Source organism: Methylobacterium sp. Leaf100 (assembly GCF_001422845.1).
Taxonomy (GTDB): Bacteria; Pseudomonadota; Alphaproteobacteria; order Rhizobiales; family Beijerinckiaceae; genus Methylobacterium.
Map to the genome: position 1 here is coordinate 1 of NZ_LMMW01000010.1, position 17,955 is coordinate 17,955.

General features: G+C 67.5%; 11 protein-coding genes, 2 pseudogenes and 1 other annotated feature. Of the genes and pseudogenes, 6 read left to right on the forward strand and 7 right to left on the reverse strand.

Annotated elements, in window-relative coordinates:
* Positions 1–92: 92 nt before the first annotated feature.
* Both ASF25_RS21845 and ASF25_RS07500 read right to left on the reverse strand, forming a co-directional pair.
* On the reverse strand, positions 93–800 hold the full coding sequence (locus ASF25_RS21845) for an ATP-binding protein (protein ID WP_162239254.1): 708 nt from the start codon (positions 798–800) through the stop codon (positions 93–95).
* A protein-coding gene (locus ASF25_RS07500) for an IS3 family transposase (protein ID WP_156368910.1) occupies positions 797–1,980 on the reverse strand; the annotation gives its coding sequence in 2 pieces (ribosomal slippage) (positions 797–1,692 and positions 1,692–1,980; 1,185 coding nt in all). The genes ASF25_RS21845 and ASF25_RS07500 overlap by 4 nt, the downstream gene beginning before the upstream one ends.
* Positions 1,583–1,699, reverse strand: a sequence feature (AL1L pseudoknot). (Overlaps the previous gene by 117 nt.)
* A 147-nt stretch (positions 1,981–2,127) precedes the next feature.
* Between ASF25_RS07500 and ASF25_RS07510 the strand changes: the two are divergent.
* Together ASF25_RS07510 and ASF25_RS07515 are read left to right on the forward strand one after the other, a co-directional pair.
* Positions 2,128–2,791, forward strand: a pseudogene (locus tag ASF25_RS07510) (IS630 family transposase); the annotation flags it as partial.
* Positions 2,792–3,169: 378 nt separating this feature from the next.
* Positions 3,170–4,849: a methyl-accepting chemotaxis protein gene (locus ASF25_RS07515; protein WP_056304230.1), complete on the forward strand. Its 1,680-nt coding sequence runs from the start codon at positions 3,170–3,172 to the stop codon at positions 4,847–4,849.
* Between the two features lie 19 nt (positions 4,850–4,868).
* Here ASF25_RS07515 and ASF25_RS07520 read toward each other — a convergent pair whose 3' ends face one another.
* From ASF25_RS07520 to ASF25_RS07530, 3 genes are all read right to left on the reverse strand, one after another.
* Complete coding sequence (locus ASF25_RS07520; RefSeq protein ID WP_056304231.1) at positions 4,869–7,118, reverse strand: molybdopterin cofactor-binding domain-containing protein; 2,250 nt, start codon at positions 7,116–7,118, stop codon at positions 4,869–4,871.
* 15 nt (positions 7,119–7,133) lie between these two features.
* Complete coding sequence (locus tag ASF25_RS07525) at positions 7,134–7,604, reverse strand: (2Fe-2S)-binding protein (protein WP_056304232.1); 471 nt, start codon at positions 7,602–7,604, stop codon at positions 7,134–7,136.
* 90 nt (positions 7,605–7,694) lie between these two features.
* The gene (locus ASF25_RS07530; protein ID WP_056304233.1) at positions 7,695–8,663 is read right to left on the reverse strand and encodes a LysR family transcriptional regulator; all 969 of its coding nucleotides are present in this window, start codon (positions 8,661–8,663) and stop codon (positions 7,695–7,697) included.
* A 245-nt stretch (positions 8,664–8,908) separates the two neighbouring features.
* On the opposite strand from ASF25_RS07530, the gene ASF25_RS07535 reads away from it, so the two are divergent.
* On the forward strand, positions 8,909–9,766 hold the full coding sequence (locus ASF25_RS07535) for an alpha/beta hydrolase (RefSeq protein ID WP_056304234.1): 858 nt from the start codon (positions 8,909–8,911) through the stop codon (positions 9,764–9,766).
* Between the two features lie 115 nt (positions 9,767–9,881).
* Here ASF25_RS07535 and ASF25_RS07540 read toward each other — a convergent pair whose 3' ends face one another.
* The gene (locus tag ASF25_RS07540; protein ID WP_056304235.1) at positions 9,882–10,784 is read right to left on the reverse strand and encodes a LysR family transcriptional regulator; all 903 of its coding nucleotides are present in this window, start codon (positions 10,782–10,784) and stop codon (positions 9,882–9,884) included.
* A 98-nt stretch (positions 10,785–10,882) separates the two neighbouring features.
* On the opposite strand from ASF25_RS07540, the gene ASF25_RS07545 reads away from it, so the two are divergent.
* The gene (locus ASF25_RS07545; RefSeq protein WP_056304236.1) at positions 10,883–12,016 is read left to right on the forward strand and encodes an aldo/keto reductase; all 1,134 of its coding nucleotides are present in this window, start codon (positions 10,883–10,885) and stop codon (positions 12,014–12,016) included.
* A gap of 21 nt (positions 12,017–12,037) precedes the next feature.
* On the opposite strand, the pseudogene ASF25_RS07550 reads toward ASF25_RS07545, so the two are convergent.
* Positions 12,038–12,277, reverse strand: a pseudogene (locus ASF25_RS07550) (transcriptional regulator); the annotation flags it as partial.
* Positions 12,278–13,069: 792 nt separating this feature from the next.
* On the opposite strand from ASF25_RS07550, the gene ASF25_RS07555 reads away from it, so the two are divergent.
* Together ASF25_RS07555 and ASF25_RS07560 are read left to right on the forward strand one after the other, a co-directional pair.
* Entirely contained in the window at positions 13,070–14,779 is a 1,710-nt protein-coding gene (locus tag ASF25_RS07555; protein WP_056304269.1) for an HlyD family efflux transporter periplasmic adaptor subunit, read from the forward strand.
* 13 nt (positions 14,780–14,792) lie between these two features.
* Positions 14,793–17,933 carry an efflux RND transporter permease subunit gene (locus tag ASF25_RS07560; RefSeq protein WP_056304238.1) on the forward strand — a complete coding sequence of 1,047 codons (3,141 nt, stop codon included), beginning with the start codon at positions 14,793–14,795 and terminating at the stop codon, positions 17,931–17,933.
* Positions 17,934–17,955: the final 22 nt, after the last annotated feature.

Here is a 17,955-nt window from a genome sequence, read left to right on the forward strand (position 1 = left end):
CTTAGCGACGATCTCTCCAGCCGTATGATTCTTCCGTCCCATAAAAACATCCTCCAAATGACCCAAGGCCATACATCAGGGAGGACCACTTTTCAGGGGGCAGGCCAATTCGTCGTGGCGATAATAATTAGAGCTGAGGATCTATTGGAGGATTCGCCATAAAATGTCGTAAGAATATGAGAAACCACAGTAACCCAAAATTTAAGGTGGCGTGCATCTACTGTAGATCGGTCCGGGATTGCATCGATTTCATCTAGAAGTAGCACGGCTGGTCCGGCAGATGTAGCCTGCGCGAAGGTCATGTCGATGGCTCGGATGACATCGCCCAGGTAGCCGCTGCCCTGGGTGAACCACGCGCCCACGGAGGCGATATGAAGCGGTAGCGCCGCCGACTTGGCTACGGTGCGGGCGAAAACGGTCTTGCCGCATCCCGGGGGGCCGCCAAGAATGATCCGGGGGGATTCCAGGCTTGAGAAGTCGTTGGAACCGTTCGCACGGCACCGCTCGACGGCCTCGACGACGGACATGCCCCATTCCCAGGCGCCGCCCTCATACCCCAGGGCGTCACGAATGAGTGGAACGTCGGCGAGGCCGGGATCGGCCTGGGTGAGGGTACGGGACGCCGCGACGAGGCGCTCGACGTTCCGCTTGGCGGTGTCCGGGCGCAGGCATGCCGCCAGGGTGTCGAACGGCAGGCCCGCGGTGGCGATGGGCGGGAGCGATCCGATGCGCCCGGGGGTGATGGTTTGGATGAACCTGAACCGCCCCGGGTTTCCCGGAGGCTGTTTGGTTTGGATCAAGCGGCCAAGGCTTGCACCTCGGTCTGGGCATRGTAGTGCGCTTCGGCTTCGGCGGGAGGGATATTCCCGATGGGTTCGAGCAGCCGGCGGTGATTGAACCAGTCGACCCATTCGAGGGTGGCGTACTCGACTTTGAATAGACCGTTGATCGTCTCGGCGAGGGCATTGTCGTAGGAGTCGCCGACGCTGCCGACGGAGGGCTCGACCCCGGCCTCGACGAGCCGCTCAGTGTAGCGCAGCGCCAGGTATTGCGAGCCCCTGTCGCTATGATGCACGAGCCCGCCGCACTGGAGGGGGCGACGCTCGTGCAGGGCCTGCTCCAGGGCGTCGAGCACGAAGGCGGCGTGGGCGGTTCGAGAGACCCGCCAGCCGACGATGCGGCGGGCGAAGACGTCGATCACGAAGGCCACATAGACGAAGCCGGACCAGGTCGCGACGTAGGTAAAATCCGCGACCCACAGGGCGTTCGGGCGCGGGGCCTTGAACTGGCGGTTGACCCGGTCGAGCGGGCACTTCGCTGCCGGATCGGGGATCGTCGTCCGCACCGTCTTGCCCCGCACGACACCCTTCAGGCCCATCGCCCACATCAGTCGGGCGACGGTGCACCGGGCCACCCTGATCCCATCCCGGCCGAGTTGCCGCCAGACCTTGCGTACGCCGTAGACGTGGAAGTTCGCCTCGAACACGCGCCGGATCTCGACCATCAGCGCCGCGTCGCTCCGGGCCCGTGCCGGGAGCCTGCTGGGATCGGCGCGCCGTGCGGCATGAGCATGGTATGTCGACGGGGCGATCGGCAGCACCTTGCAGATCGGCTCGACCCCGTAGGCATCGCGGTGCTCGTCGATGAACGCCTTCATCGTTTGAACGGGCGGTCGAGCTCCGCCATCGCAAAATACGCGCTCGCCTTCCTCAGGATCTCGTTCGCCTGCCGGAGCTCACGAACCTCCCGCTCCAATGCCTTGATCCGCTCGCGCTCGTCCGTGGTTGGTCCGGCCCGTACGCCCCGGTCGCGCTCGGCTTGCCGAACCCAGTTCCTTAGCGTCTCGCCCGAGCAGCCGATCTTCGCAGCGATCGATTGCATCGCGGCCCAGGGCGAGCCGTACTCGCCCTGATGCTCCTGGACCATCCTGACCGCCCGCTCGCGGACCTCAGGGGAGAAGGGTGGGATATGCTTTGTCATGGCTCCAGTCTCTCAAGAGTTGGAGCCTCCGGAAATCCCGGGGCGGTTCANCCGCCCGCTCGCGGACCTCAGGGGAGAAGGGTGGGATATGCTTTGTCATGGCTCCAGTCTCTCAAGAGTTGGAGCCTCCGGAAATCCCGGGGCGGTTCAGTCAGCCGCCTGTCCCGCTTCTTCAAGCGCCACGGCATCACGCGTAAAAAACACCAGGCACGCCGCCGAGCAGGATCGGGAGGATGTAAAGGCGGCGCGCCTGGCCTGGTTCGAGCGCCAGCCCGACCTCGATCCGGGCAGGCTCGTGTTCCTGGACGAGACCGCGACCAACACGAAGATGGCGCGTCGCTACGGATGGGCGCCGCATAGCGAACGCTGCCGGGTGGTCGTGCCGTTCGGGCACTGGAAAACCATCACGGTCACGGCGGGACTGCAGGCCAGCGGCCTGACGGCGACCGCGCTCTTCGACGGCCCCATGACTGGGATCCGCTTCCGCCGCTATGTCGAGGAGACCCTGGTGCCGACCCTGAAGCAGGGTGACGCGGTCGTGCTCGACAACCTGCCCGCTCACAAGGTCAGCGGCATCCGCGAGCGCATCGAGGCGGCCGGCGCCCGCCTGCTCTACCTGCCGGCCTACTCGCCCGACTTCAATCCGATCGAACTTGCCTCTGCCAAGCTCAAGGTCCGTCTGCGAGCCCACGGCGCCCGCACGCTTGTGGACGTCTACGACACGCTCAAACAGGCCTTCGGGCGCTTCACACCGAATGAGTGCCGCAACCACCTCGTGGCCGCAGGCTACGAAACCTTCGATCCGATCTGATCGGATGCCGCTCAAGGCGGAAGCGAAAGGGCGATTCGCATAGGCATTCCTGTACGATCATGCCGGCATGCTCGAGCCAGAGTAGCTTGGGCGGTTGCACCCCTTCACGCGGGGTGGCCTTCGACCGGCCTTCCTGGGGTTCGGATCGACCCGCGCAGATGGTGCGTATCCTGACCAGTAACCGGACGTCCGCGCTCGGTATTGGTGGCGATCACGAGTTAGGAAGCTGGATCAAACACAACCGAAAGATGTAAATTCAGTCTGCTCCTGCCCCGATCGGCCGCAGCGGCGGCGTACACTGACACAGCAGTCGGGATCGCTTAACGAATTTGAGCTTAAGTCTCTCTCGAATAATATTACTATGTCGGAGAGATCAAGTTGATCGCCAATCTATCGATTCGAACCCGCCTGATCAGCTCTCTCCTGCTGCTGCTCGCCCTCAATCTCGGGTTGGGTGCCTTCTGTTACGGGCGCTTGTCTGCCTTGACGGCAGCGACGGCTACGCTCGGCGGCAATGCCCTCCCGTCGACACGGATCATCGGACGCCTGGCCACGAACTTCGAGACCCTCCGGAGCCGGCAACTCGCCTATCTCGTCTCCCGCGAGGAACGCCGTCCGCAATCCCTTCCCCGCCTGCGGGCCAGCATGGCCGACATCGAGGCCGATCTGAAGGATTACGTCGCCTATGTGAGCAACGGCGAGGAGGCGCTTTGGGAGGCGATCAAGAAGACCGTCCCGGCGTACTCGGCCATGGGCGAAGAGTTCTTGCAGCGCATGCAGGCCGGCGACATGAAGGCCGCCACCGATTATCTTCTCGATGGGATGCTGCCGGCGCTCAACGCCGCCCGCACGGCCCTCAAGGCCGATCTCGACTTCAACGACATCCATGGCAAGGAGAGCGTCCAGATCGCGAGTGCGCTCGGCGACAGTGCTCGGCTGGGGATCGCCGCGGTGCTCGCGGTCGTCGTCCTGACCACGCTGGCGATCGGCTGGATGTCCGTGTTCACGATTTCGGCGCCCGTCCAGCGCATGGCCGGAGTGATGAAGCGCGTGGCAGACAACGACACCGCGATCGCCGTGCCCAACGCGGGCGAGCGCAGCGAGATCGGTGCGATGGCCGCCGCCGTCCAGGTGTTCAAGGACAACCTCATCCGCACCCGTCGGCTCGAAGAGGAGACCGCACTCGCGCGGGCCTCCGCCGAGGAACAGCGCAAGCGCACGATGCGCGAACTGGCGGATGGGTTCGAGGCGGCCGTCGGCGGCGTCATCGGCATGGTCTCATCGTCTGCGACCGAGTTGCAGGCGACGGCGGGTGCGATGAGCGGCACGGCGGCGGAGACCGCCCTGCAATCCTCCGCCGTGGCAGCCGCGGCCGAGGAGGCCGCCACGAACGTCAACACCGTCGCGGCGGCGGCCGAGGAACTCGGGTCGTCGGTGCAGGAGATCGGCCGGCAGGTCGACGGCTCGGCGGACCTCGCGCGCCACGCCGTCGCCGAAGCCGATCAGGCCGGTGCGCTGGTGCAGGAGCTCAGCGCCGCCGTCGCCCGGATCGGCGATGTCGTCGGGCTGATCTCGAACATCGCCGGACAGACGAACCTTCTCGCCCTCAATGCCACCATCGAGGCAGCCCGTGCGGGTACGGCCGGCAAGGGCTTCGCCGTCGTCGCTGCCGAAGTGAAGGCCCTGGCCGAACAGACCGCCAAGGCGACGAACGAGATCTCGGGCCAGATCCTCCGGATCCAGGCCTCGACAGGCCAGGCGGTCGACTCGATCGGCGGTATCACCGGACGCATCCGCGAGATCAGCACCGTCGCCACCTCCATCGCCGCGGCGGTGGAGCAGCAGGGGGCGGCAACGCAGGAGATCGTCCGCAACGTCGCTCAGGCGGCAGCGGGCACGGGCGAGGTCACCGGCAACATCGCGGGCGTGGCCGGGGCCGCCGAGGAGACCGGCGCCGCGGCGAGTCAGGTGCTCGGGGCAGCCTCCGAGCTGTCGCGCCAATCCGAACACCTGAGTGCCGAGGTCGCCCACTTCCTCGCGACCGTGCGGGCGGCCTGACCGGCCCGCACGGTTTGACTCAGGTCGCCTGCAGGCCGGCCTGCATCTTCACCGGTGAGAACGGCACCGAGCGCATCCGCACACCGGTGGCGTCGAAGACCGCATTGGAGATCGCGGACGGCACGATGGCCGCAGAGGGCTCGCCAGCGCCCCAGGGCTTCTCGGTGGGTCGGTCGATCAACTCCATCACCACCTCGGGGATTTCGGGAAAGGTGAGGATCGGATAGCTCGCCCAGTCCAGGCTCGTCACCGCGCTGCGGTCGAAGGTCACCTCTTCCTTGAGCACGCGGCTGACCGTCTGGATCACGTTGCCCTCGATCTGGCTGCGCACCCCGTCCGGGTTGATGATCTGCCCGCAATCCTGGACCACGAAGAAGCGGGAGACCCGGATCGCTCCCGTTCTGCGCTCGACCTCCACCTCGGCGATACCGGCAACATAGGTCCGGTAGAGTTCGTAGCGCACGTAGGAAATTCCGCGCCCGCGCAGGACGTCGCCGTCCCGCTCGGCCTTGGGGGACGGGCGGTTCTCCCACTTCGCCAGCGCCATCACACGCTCGATCACCTCCGTCCCGCGCGGGTCCTTGAGCGCCCGCAGGCGATACGCCGCCGGATCCACGCCGGCCGCGGCGGCGAGTTCGTCGAGGAAGGCCTCATTGGCGTAGGTGTTCTGCATCCGGCCCGGCGTTCTGATCCAGGACGGCCGGAGGGGCGTGTCGGCCAAGCGGTGGCAGACCGTCCGCACGTTGGCGATCGTGTAGGGAATCGCCGAATTCTGAACGATGTTGCCGGGTGCGAGCGCCGTCTCGTGCGGCAGGTTGGCGAGATCGGCGGCCACGAGCGGCACGTTGCCGGCACCCCCTTCGGGGACGAAGAACTGCGACGACCAGGCCACCACCGCGCCGTCCGTATCGAGGCCGGCTTCGAGGTCGATGAGAGTCGGCGGCCCCTTGGGGTCCCAGCCGTGCTCGTCGGCGCGCGACCATTGCACCCGGACCGGCCGGCCCACGGCGCGGGCGAGCAGCGTCGCGTCCGCCGCCGCATCCTCGTGCCCGTTTCGGCCGTAGCAGCCCGAGCCTTCGAGATAGACGCAACGCACGTCCTCCGTGGACATCCGGGTCATCGCCGCGAGCTGCCGCCGGAGGGCGTGGGTCATCTGCGAGGCGGTCCAGCAGGTGAGCGCCCCATCCTTGAACTCCGCCACGGAACAGGAGGGACCGATGGAGCCGTGGGTGTGGATCGCGAAATCGTAGGTCGCCGCGAGCACCCGGGCCGCTCCCTTCAGGGACGCGGCGGCATCGCCGACGTTGCTCGTGACGTCGTCCTTGCTGACCTTCGAGCCGCGCACGTGCTGCCAGAGCCGGGCCTGGTCCGGCAGGGTCGCTGAGGGCGACCAGCGCGGCTTCAGGGCCGCGGCGGCCTTGACGGCGCCCCACTCGGTCTCCGCCACCACGGCGAGGAAGTTGCCCTCCCGGACCACCTTGATCACGCCGGGCAGCGAAAGGGCATCGGCATCGTCCACCTCCTCTAGGGTCGCCCCGATGGCGGGCGGGCGAACCACCCGTCCGTGCACCATTCCGGGAACCCGGAAATCCTGCATGTAGGTGAAGGTCCCGGTGATCTTGGCCGGCAGGTCGAGGCGCGCCACCGATGTCCCGACGAGGGTGTAGAGGGCCGGATCCTTGGGCTTGGCGTCCTTGTCGACCTTGAGGGCGAAACGCTTCTCCCTGAGGAGGTCGCCGAAGGCGATCCCCGGACCGCCCGTCTTCGGCTGGATGGTGCCGTTCTTGACCAGAAGCGATCCCGGGGTCACCCCGAGGCGCTCGGCCGCGAGTCCGATCAGGGCTTGGCGGGCGGTGGCCGCGGCCTGGCGGATCTGGGCACCGCCGTTCTGGATCGACAGACTGCCGTAGGTCGGGCCCTGGTCCGGCGTCACGCCGGTATCGCCCTGGATCACCGTGACGGACTCGAGGGGCAGGTCGAGTTCCTCGGCTGCCATCTGCGTCAGCGCCGTGCGCACCCCGGTGCCGAGATCGACCTTGCCGGAGAACACCGTCACGCGGCCGTCCGCGCCGATGGCGACAAACCCGTCGACCTCGTCGCCGGCCACGGACTTGGCGAATCCCTTTGTTGGGAGCGCGGGCGGAATCGGCGGCGGTGTCTGCGCCGAGGCGTCTCGCGGCGGAAGCGCGAAGCTCACCACCAGGGCACCGCCACCCTGGAGCAGCGCGCGGCGGGACAGCGTCGTATCGGGCGTCGTGATGCGGGACATGGGCAGCCTCCCGGGTCAGATCGCGGACGCGGCGCGCTTCACGGCGCGTACGATCCGGGCATGGGTGCCGCAGCGGCACAGGTTGGCGCTGAGTTCCTGCTTGATCTCGGCGTCGCTCGGTTTCGCGTTCCGGCTCAGGAGTGCCGCCGATTGCATCACCATGCCGTTGATGCAGTAACCGCATTGCGCCGCCTGCTCGGCGATGAAGGCCGCCTGCACCGGGTGCGGCCCCTCCGGCGAGCCGAGCCCTTCCAGGGTGACGATGGCCTGGCCGGGTTTCAGGCTGGAGAGTGGGGTGATGCAGGAGCGGACGGCCGCCCCGTCGATGTGCACCGTACAGGCGCCGCATTGTCCGAGCCCGCAGCCGAAGCGTGGCCCGTGCAGTTCCAGATCGTTGCGAAGCACGTAGAGCAGCGGCGTCTCGGGATCGTCGACCCGCACACTCACCGCGCGCCCGTTGACGTGGAGGGAGACCGGTTGCGCCATGGCGTGCCTCGAATTGTATTTTTTGGAACCGTTCTAGTGCAGGGGTATCAACCTTTCGCCGAGCCGGTCAACCGGACACGGGGTCCCGCATCAGGATCGTTCCTCGGTCGCGGATGATGGGTGGAGCGCGGCATTCGCCGACTCCATGGCGATTGAAACGGCCGCGACCGCAGCCCTCAGCCTCGGGACCGCGTGATCGACGAAGGCCCGCAGCGCCGCGTTCCGGCGGGGGATGGGATGGAATACGAGGTGAACCGGATTCGGCGGTGGCTCGAAGGCTGCAAGTACCGGAACGAGGCGCCCGTGCGCCAAATGTTCGACCACCTGATAGGCCATGGTCCGGCAGACGCCATGACCGCGGACCGCGGCATCGATGGAGGCCCTGGCGCTGTTCAGGACCAGACGTGGCTCCAGCGCCACCGTGATGGGACGAGACCGCGCGGGATTCCGCTCGGTAAAGTGCCAGAGTTCGTGCTCCGTCCCCTCCGCGCCGAGACAGCGGTGCGTCCGAAGATCCTCGGGACGGGCGGGTTGGCCTAGCGCAGCCAGATAGGCGGGCGCTGCACAGACGAGCCGGCGCATGGCGCCGAGACCTACCGCTGTAAGGCCCGAATCGGGCAGGTCCGCGAGGCGCAGGGCCGCGTCGATCCCCTCCTCGGTCAGGTTGACCACGCGATTGACCAGGAGCACACGCGTCGCCACGCCCGGATGCATGGCGAGGAAGTCTTCGACGACGGGCATCAGCTTTTCACGGCCGAAGAGCTCCGGCGCGGTGAGGGTGATCCTGCCTTCCAACTGGTCCGCTGTCCTGGCCGTCCCCTCAGCTTCCGCCAGCTCTGCCAGCACGCTCCGGTACACGACGGCCTGACGCTCGCCGACCTCCGTGAGGCGAAGTCCCCGGGTCGAGCGGTGCAGGAGGCGATCGCCGAGGCGCGTTTCCAGCATCGCGACCGCGCGCGTCACGCTGGCCGGTGAGACGCCCGAATGGCGGGCCGCGCGCGCGAACGAGCCGGCGTCGACGACGCCGAGGAACAGCGCCATGGCATCGAGGCGATCCATCGTTGCAGATCCTGAAACACAGCTTTGCAGAGATCCGATATTATTGCGGCAGGCGATGGACGCTACCTCTTCGACAGGAAAAGCACGGATGCCAAGCGGCGCTGTCGAGGCCGCGGACGGGCACGGAACCGATGCAGCATGGTCAAGCGGTTCGGATCGGGGCTCGTCATGGGCGCCGTAGCGGCCCGCCCCCGCCCTCTCGGCCGCATTCGGGCTTTTCCGAACTCGGCAGGCAGGAGGATCGAATGTCGGTACGCTACGGTAAGCAACAAGTCGGGGACGTCGAGGTGTTCTACCGGGAAGCGGGCCCTGGGGACGCACCCGTGCTGCTCCTGCTTCACGGTTTCCCAACCGCGAGTCACATGTTCCGCGATCTCATCCCGCTCCTGTCCGATCGCTATCGGATCGTCGCCCCAGACTTGCCCGGCTTCGGCAACACGGTCGCCCCGTCCCGCGCCACATTCGCCTACACGTTCGACCACCTGGCCGAGATCATGGAGGGGTTCGTCACTGCGTTGGGGCTGACCCGCTATGGTCTCTACATCTTCGACTATGGGGCGCCGACCGGTCTGCGTCTGGCGATGGATCACCCGGAACGGATCAGCGCCATCATCACCCAAAACGGCAACGCCTATGCGGAGGGTCTGAGCGCGGCGTGGGAACCTTGGCAGGCCTATTGGCGGGATCCGAGCCCGGCGAACCGCATCGCGTGCCGCGCCGCCCTCAAGGAAGCAGCGATCCATATGCAGTACGAGCACGGTACGCCGGCCGGTCGCATCGGTCCCGACGGTCTGACCCTCGATCTGCACTACATGCGACGCCCCGGTGCGCAAGAGATCCAGCTCGATCTGATTCTGGATTACCGCACGAACGTCGCGCTCTACCCTGCGTTCCAGGCTTATTTTCGCACCCACAGGCCGCCGCTCCTGGCGGTTTGGGGCCGCAACGACCCGTTCTTCCTGGCCGCCGGCGCGGAGGCTTACCGACGCGACCTGCCCGATGCCGAGATCCACTTGCTCGACACGGGGCATTTTGCATTGGAGACGCACCACCGCGAAGTCGCATCCCTGATGCTGGATTTCCTCGCGCGCCGGGTGATTTGACGCCCGGGTTACCGTTTGCCGAAACGTACCGTGGTTCGGCGGAGACGATCGTCTGATCCCGTCTTGCCGGGGCGAACCGACGCGCAGGCGCCAGTCGCCCGCCCCGCGGTCTCGATCAAGCGGATGTTTCGCCCGTCCAGCGGAGCGTCTCGACCAGAGCACGCAGGGCAGGCGTCACTTGCCGGTTCGGGTAGTAGAGATGGCAGCCGGGAAACGGCGGGCAGTAATCGTCCAGCACCTGCACGAGGTCGCCGGAGGCGAGATCGGCGGCCACGTCGCATTCCAGCATGTAGCCGAGGCCCGCGCCCGCCCGCACCACCGCGCCGGCCAGCGCACCGTCGTTCCCCACGAACTGTCCGCCGGCGCGCACGCGGACCTCGCGTCCGCCTTGGGTGAACTCCCACGGCAAGAGGCCGCCGCCGCCGACGAGCCGGTAGTTGACGCAACGATGCGCCTCGAGGTCGGACGGGACCGCAGGGCGGGCGTGACCCGCAAAGTAGGCGGGTGTTCCGACCACGACCGTGCGCAGGTCCGGGCCGACGCGGACCGCGACCATGTCGCGCTCCACCGAATCCCCAAAACGAATTCCGGCGTCGAAGCCCGTCGCGACGAGATCCGCGAGACGATCATCGACGACCACTTCGACGGAGACCGCCGGATAGGCGAGGAGAAAGCCGGGAAGGGACGGCTCGAGCACCGTTCGGGCGCCGAAGGCGAACGTGGTCAATCGGAGAGTGCCGGACGGCTCACCACGCCAGTCGGCCAGGGCCGCGAGGCCGCGCGCGACCTCATCCAATGCCGGCCCGAGGGAGCGCAGCAATCGTTCGCCAGCGGGTGTCGGAGCGACGCTGCGTGTCGTCCGTGCGAGCAAGCGTAGGCCGAGACGCGTTTCCAGTCCGCGCATCGCATGACTGAGGGCGGAGGGCGACAGCCCGATCTCGGCCGCCGCCCGGGTGAAACTGCGGGTGCGCGCCACTGCCGCGAAGGCCGCGAGATCATCGAGTTCACCGCGTCGCATTGCTGCATCCCGTTCACAGACCCATGCCGTCCGATCCGGCTTATCGCCCCCCACGACGTGGCGCTAATGCTCGGTGACTTCATCGGGGGAGCATAAAAATGGATCTGACGCATTACCGGGCACTCGGTCGATCGGGGCTGGCAGTGAGCCCGCTGGCGCTCGGCACCATGACCTTCGGAACCGCGCGATGGGGCCTCGACGAGAACAGCAGCCGCGCCGTGTTCGATGCCTATGTCGAGGCGGGCGGCAATTTCGTGGATACGGCCGACGTCTACGCGAACGGCACCAGCGAGGCGATGGTCGGTCGCTTCGTCAAGGAGCGCCGCCTGCGCGACCGAATCGGCGTTGCGACCAAGTTCGGATTCGCTGCGGGAAACGGACCGCATGCGGGGGGTTGCGGAGCCAAACACATCCACACGGCGATCGATGGGTCCCTACGACGTCTCGAGACGGATTTCATCGACCTGTACTGGGTCCACGTGTGGGATGGGATCACGCCGGCCGAGGAACTGCTGGAGACGATGAGTGGCCTCATTCGGGTGGGCAAGATCCGCCACTGGGGCGTGTCGAACACCCCCGCCTGGTACGCAGCCAAGCTCGCGACACTCGCTTCCGTGCGTGGCCTCCCCGGGCCGATCGGGCTCCAGTACTTCTATTCCCTGGTGAACCGGGACGTCGAGGACGAGCATATTCCCCTCGCGGCCGAGTTCGGCATCGGCATGGTGCCCTGGTCGCCCCTCGCCTACGGGCTCCTGACGGGCAAATACGATCGCGCAACCGTCGCTGCGGCGTCATCGCGTGGGTCTGGCCTGCCCAGGGACGCGGCGAAGGCGGGAGAAGTCCGTCCGGCCGACGACAGGCGCCTCGATGGTGCCAACCCGTTCGGCGACAGCCTGTTCACGCCTCGCAACTGGGAGATCGTCGAGGCGGTGCGCCGGGTGGCGGACGAGATCGGACAATCACCCGCGCGGGTCGCCCTGGCCTGGGTCGTGGGCCGGCCCGGCGTCGCTTCGACCCTGATGGGCGTCGGCCGGGCGGCTCAGGTCGCCGACAATATAGCGGCCCTCGAACTCGCGCTGTCCTCCGAGCATCGCGCCAGTCTCGATGCCGTGAGTGCGCCTGCCGAGCCGCGCCTGATCTATCGCTTGGCACGGCCCCCGCTCCGGCAGCAGGTGATCTTCGGCGGCAGCCGCGTCGAGGGATCGACCGAGGCGACGTTGCGACGGGACTGACGAAATCGCGCACGTTCCCGGTCACGCGCCGGTCAGGCTTGGTCCCCCCTCGGCGGCGTAGGCGTTGATGAGGGCGGCGAGCAATCCGGGAAATTGCGCCTCGACTTCGCACCAGCGCGAGTGACTCCGCATCTCGACGTCGTGACGCTCGCTGCGAATCACGCCGGCCTCGCGGAGCACCTTGAAGTGGTTGGACAGCGATGAGCGCAGAATGACGCGATCTCCCACCGCGGAGACGGCGGAGCAGGCCTCCACGCACCCGGGGCCGATCGAAGATATCCGGCCACCCGCCGCGACGCATATCCCCTGATCGAAGACGATGACGGAACCCGGATGCCGGCATCACCGCGACGGGCCCTGGTAAATGGAGGCCGCCAAGACCGCCCCGATGCGCTAGGCCAGCCCATATGCCGGGCGTCGGCCGCGGGTCCGCGAAAATTCGGTCTCGCGGGTGCCGATCCGATCATCGGCTTTCGCATTCCAACCCGCATCACGCGGATTTCTGAAGAGGCGTCTGCCGACCATCGCGTGATCCGTCGACACGGGAGCTGTGTCCAAGAACGCGATGTGCTAGCCTCCTTCCGCCATGCACCTTCCTTCACTCCCCTTGCGGCTGCTCACCACGATCCTTCGGGTCGCGGTTCTCGCCGTCATGGTGATGGGTATGGTCCTGGGCCATGCCGGACACACCCATCCGCCGGGCGGGGCAAGTGCGGCGGCATCCCCCGTAGGCTTAGGACGGGCTGATCCGGATCACCCGACCCGGCACCACGCTTCGTCCGAAATGCCGGCGGTCGGGCACGAAGGCAAAGCCGCGGCGCCGGAGACCTGCCCGGGCTGCTGTTCCTGCCCGGTCCTGGCTGTTCAAGCCTCCGGCACGGTGGATGACGTCTGGGAAAAGTCAGGGCGCGTGATGCCGGCAACGGATCGGGCGCATCCGAGCGCGGTGCTGGAGGCTCTGGCGGAACCACCTCGATCCTTCGTGTGAGACGCGCCTGACGCCGCCTCCCTTTGGGGTGCGGCGACCGTCCCATCCTGCAAGGTTTCGACACGATGACAATTCGGCTTCCGGCTGCCCTCGGGGCGGCGGTTCTGACGTTCGGCCTTTGGTCGGCGACGCCCCGGGCACATGAGGGGCACGACCACGGCGATGCGGGAAAGTCCGCGCCCGCCGCCCAGGCGCCTCGCGGCGCCTCATCGACGGATGGCCTCGAGCTGGTCGCGGTTGCCCGAAACGGCACCGTGACCGTGTTCGTCGACCGGGTGTCGACCAACGAGCCGGTGACGGACGCTTCGGTGACGGCGGAGACTCCGGAGGGAACCGCGAGGGTGACGGCCGCCGCCGATGGGAGCTACCGCCTCGACGCGCATTGGAGCGAGAAGCCGGGCGAGTACGATGTCCCGTTCACCGTCACGACGAACGGTGCCTCGGACATCTTCCCCGTCACCCTGACCGTTCCCGTACCGCCGGTCGCCCCGGCCGGTGCAGGCACCCCGGCCTGGGCGGCGGGGCTCGCCGTGGCTCACGATTTTCGCCAGCACCTCAGGCAGGCCGACCCGCTCCCCATGATCATCGGCGGCGCCGGATTCCTCCTCGGCGTGGTGGTGACTCTCCTGGTCCGAGGCCGGCGGCTCGCTCCGGCCCTCGGCATCCTCGTGCTGGCCGCCGGTCTGCTGTTCGGTCCGCCGGCCTTCGCGCATGAGGGGCACGACCATGGCGAGAGCGCCGCGACCGGGATGCCCATGGCGTCGGCCGGCGCCCAGGATCTGGCCCAGCGCATGCCCGACGGCTCGGTGTTCGTGCCCAAACCCACCCAGCGCATCCTGACCGTCCGGACCATCGTCACGGCCTCCGACCTCCTGGCCCGGACGACCGAGCTGCCCGGTCGGATCATCGCCGATCCGAACGGCAGCGGCGTCGTCCAGTCGTCCGTCGGGGGCCGCCTGTCGCCGCCGGCCTCGGAGGCCTTTCCGCGTCTCGGCACGCGGGTGAAGAAGGGCGAGGTGCTGGCGACCGTGACCCCGCCGGTCCAGGCGGTCGACGTCTCCGACATGCGCCAGCGTCAGGGCGAACTCGATCAGCAGATCACCATCATGGAACGGCGGGTCGATCGCTTCCGCAAGCTGGCGCCGGGCGGCTCGGTCTCACAGGTTCAGCTCGACGACGCGCAGGCCGAACTGAAGGGATTGATGGACCGCCGCGTCGCCCTCGACGGCGTCCGTCAGCAGCCCGAGGCGCTGGTGGCGCCGGTCTCCGGCGTCGTCGCAGAAGCCAATGCCGTCGCCGGGCAGATGGCGAGCCCGGGCGCGATGGTGTTCCATATCGTCGATCCCGCGCGGCTCTGGGTCGAAGCGCTGAGCTTCGACGCCCTCGCGAGCACCCAGGACGCCACGGCCCGCCTCGCGGACGGCCGGGTTCTGACGCTGAAATACATGGGCGCAGGACTCGCCGACCGCAGTCAGGCGGTGCCCATGCACTTCGCCGTTCAGAATGCGCCGGCCGAACTGCGCACGGGCCAGTTCGTGACGGTGCTGGCGGCGACGGATACGCAGCAGAAGGGCTTGGCGCTGCCCCGCGCCAGCGTCGTCCGTGGCTCGAACGGGCAGAACATCGTCTACGAGCACACGCAGCCCGAGCGATTCGAGCCGCGTGAGGTCCAGGTCGAGCCCCTCGACGCCACCCGCCTGCTGGTGGTGTCGGGGGTGGGTCCGGGCAAGCGGATCGTGACCCAGGGCGCCGAACTCCTCAATCAGGTTCGTTGAAGGAGCCGGCGCCATGTTCACCTTCCTCGTCACGCAATCCCTGCGAAACCGCCTGGTCGTTCTGGCCGTCGCCGCCGTGCTGGTCGTCTACGGCGCGTTCACCGCGATCCGGCTTCCCGTCGACGTCTTCCCGGACCTCAACCGCCCGACCGTCACCATCATGACCGAGGCGGAAGGCCTCGCCCCGCAGGAAGTCGAGCAACTCGTCACCTTCCCGCTGGAGACGCAGATGAACGGGCTTCCGGGCGTCGCCCGCGTCCGCTCCGTCTCCGGGGTTGGCCTGTCGGTCATCTACGTCGAGTTCGACTGGAACACGGACATCTATCGCAATCGCCAGCAGGTCTCGGAACGCCTCGCGATGGCGCGGACCCAGCTGCCGCCCACGGTCAATCCGATGATGGGTCCGATCTCGTCCATCATGGGGCAGATCGTGATGGTGGCGGTGACGGGCGACACCGTGTCGGCCATGCAGCTGCGCGAGATCGCCGACTTCACGATCCGGCCGCGCATCCTGTCCATTCCGGGTGTCGCCCAAGTCATCCCGATGGGCGGCGAGGTACGTCAGTTCCGGGTCGCACCCCAGCCAACGGCCCTGCGAGCGCTCGGAGTCACCCACGGCCAGCTCGAGACGGCGCTCGCTCAGTTCGGAATCAACACAGGCGGTGGCTTCACCGACCAGTACGCCCGCGAATATCTCATCCGCAACCTCAGCCGGACGATGAACCTCGACGACCTGCGCAACATGGTCGTGGCGACGGTCGAGAAGAAGCCGGTCTTCCTCCGCCAGGTCGCCGACGTGTCGTTCGCCGCCAAGGTGAAGCGCGGGGACGCCGGCTACATGGGTGCCCCCGCCGTCGTGGTCTCCGTCGAGAAGCAGCCCGGTGTCGACACCGTGCAGCTGACGGCTTCCGTGGAGAGCGCATTGAAGGACATCACCGCCTCCCTGCCCAAGGGCGTACGGGCCGACCGGCTCATCTTCCGGCAGGCGAACTTCATCGAGACCTCGATCCACAACGTCGAGACGGTTCTGATGGAGGCCATCGTCGTGGTGGCTCTGGTGCTGTTCGCCTTCCTGCTCAACGTCCGGACCACGGCGATCTCTCTCACGGCGATCCCGGTCTCGATTCTCGCCACCGCGGTGATCTTTCACTTCGCCGGGCTGTCCATCAACACGATGACGCTGGGCGGACTCGCCATCGCCATCGGCGAACTCGTCGACGACGCCGTGGTCGATGTCGAGAACATCTTCCGGCGCCTTCGGGAGAACCGGGCCGAGGGCAACCCGCGCTCGGTGTTCGACGTGGTGGTCTCGGCCTCGCAGGAGGTGCGCTCGGGCATCGTCTACGCGACGATGGTCATCGTGCTGGTGTTCGTGCCCCTGTTCGCCCTGTCGGGCATCGAGGGGCGTCTGTTCGCGCCGCTGGGCCAAGCCTACATCATCTCGATTCTCGCGAGCCTCGTCGTCTCCATCACCCTGACGCCCGTGATGGCCTATTACCTGCTCCCGGGGCTGAAGCGCCTCGACGAACACGAGAGCGGCCTGATCCGGGGTCTCAAGCGCGGCGTCGCCGCTTTGCTCCGCCCGGCCTTGGGCAACGGCCGCCCGATCATGGTCCTCGCGGCCCTCGCCGTGGCGTTGTCCGGAATCGCCGCGACGTTCCTGCCCCGGGCCTTCCTGCCTCCGTTCAACGAAGGCTCGTTCACCGTCAACATGACCTTCAACCCGGGCATCTCGCTCACCGAGAGCAACCGGGTCGGGCTCCAGGCCGAACGCATGCTCCTGGGCATTCCGGACGTGCTCTCCGTTGGCCGGCGCACCGGCCGGGCCGAGCTCGACGAACATGCCGAGGGCGTCCATTCGTCTGATCTCGAGATCGACCTGAAGCCCGGTGCCCGTTCGAAGTCGGAGCTCGTCGCCGATATCCGCAACCGGCTCGCGGTCCTGCCGGTCAACGTCAATGTCGGTCAACCGATCTCGCATCGCCTCGACCACATGCTCTCGGGGGTACGGGCGGAGATCGCCCTCAAGGTGTTCGGAGAGGACCTCGACACCCTTCGCACGGTCGCCGAAGACCTGCGCCGGCGCATGTCCGGTATCCCCGGCATTGCCGACCTGCAGGTCGAGAAGCAGGTGCTGATCCCGCAGCTGGAAATCCGCGTCGACTACGCCCGGGCCGCCCTCTACGGGGTGCAGCCCGCGGCCCTGGTGGAGCAGCTGAGCCGCCTGTCGAACGGCCAGGTCGTCTCGCGGGTCGTCGACGGCTATCGCCGCTTCGACGTGGTGATGCGCCTGTCCGACACGCAGCGCACCACCCAGCGCCTCGGCGATCTCCTCATCGAGACGCCATCCGGCTGGGTCCCGGCGCGGCAGATCGCCGATATCCGCGAAACGGACGGACCGAACCAGATCCTGCGCGAGAATGCGCGCCGCCGCATCGTCGTGCAGGCCAACACGGCGGCCGGCGCCGACATGGGCAAGGTCGTTGCCGGCATCCGGGAGCAGATCGGTGCCGCCAACTTGCCCGACGGCTACGTCACGCATCTCGAAGGCTCGTTCCAGGCCCAGGCGGAGGCGAGCCGCACCATCGGCCTGCTCTCGCTGCTCTCGCTGGCGCTGGTCTTCACGCTCCTGTTCAGCCGCTATCGCTCCGTCGTCCTTACGCTGATCATCCTGGGCAGCATTCCGCTCGCCCTGATCGGTTCGGTGGCCGCCCTCTGGATCGCCGGGCAGCCCCTGTCGGTCGCCTCGATGATCGGGTTCATCACCCTCACGGGTATCGCGACGCGCAACGGCATCCTGAAGATCAGCCACTGGCTCAACCTGGCGATCCAGGAGGGACTGCCCTTCGGGCCGGACCTCGTCATCCGCGGCAGCCTCGAGCGGCTCACGCCGGTGCTCATGACCGCGCTCTCCGCTGGGGTCGCGCTGGCGCCGCTCCTCATCGGTGCGGATGCGCCGGGCAAGGAAATCCTGCATCCGGTCGCCGTCACGATCTTCGGCGGCCTGATCAGCGCTACCCTGCTCGACACGATCTTGACCCCGATCCTGTTCCTGACCTTCGGCCGTAAGCCGCTGCAACGCCTGCGTGCCGAAGCCCATGCCGCACGGAGTTCCACGGTCGCCCCCCGGGGTACGCCGGCCGAGGCCTTCTGAATCCGCCACCTCCACGAGACAG

Excerpts from the sequence above, each read along its gene's own strand:
- ASF25_RS07525 (WP_056304232.1), bottom strand. The coding sequence starts at position 7,604 with ATGGCGCAACCGGTCTCCCTCCACGTCAACGGGCGCGCGGTGAGTGTG.
- ASF25_RS07540 (WP_056304235.1), bottom strand. The coding sequence starts at position 10,784 with ATGCGACGCGGTGAACTCGATGATCTCGCGGCCTTCGCGGCAGTGGCG.
- ASF25_RS07555 (WP_056304269.1), top strand. The coding sequence starts at position 13,070 with ATGACAATTCGGCTTCCGGCTGCCCTCGGGGCGGCGGTTCTGACGTTC.
- ASF25_RS07530 (WP_056304233.1), bottom strand. The coding sequence starts at position 8,663 with ATGGATCGCCTCGATGCCATGGCGCTGTTCCTCGGCGTCGTCGACGCC.
- ASF25_RS07535 (WP_056304234.1), top strand. The coding sequence starts at position 8,909 with ATGTCGGTACGCTACGGTAAGCAACAAGTCGGGGACGTCGAGGTGTTC.
- ASF25_RS07560 (WP_056304238.1), top strand. The coding sequence starts at position 14,793 with ATGTTCACCTTCCTCGTCACGCAATCCCTGCGAAACCGCCTGGTCGTT.
- ASF25_RS07545 (WP_056304236.1), top strand. The coding sequence starts at position 10,883 with ATGGATCTGACGCATTACCGGGCACTCGGTCGATCGGGGCTGGCAGTG.
- ASF25_RS07520 (WP_056304231.1), bottom strand. The coding sequence starts at position 7,118 with ATGTCCCGCATCACGACGCCCGATACGACGCTGTCCCGCCGCGCGCTG.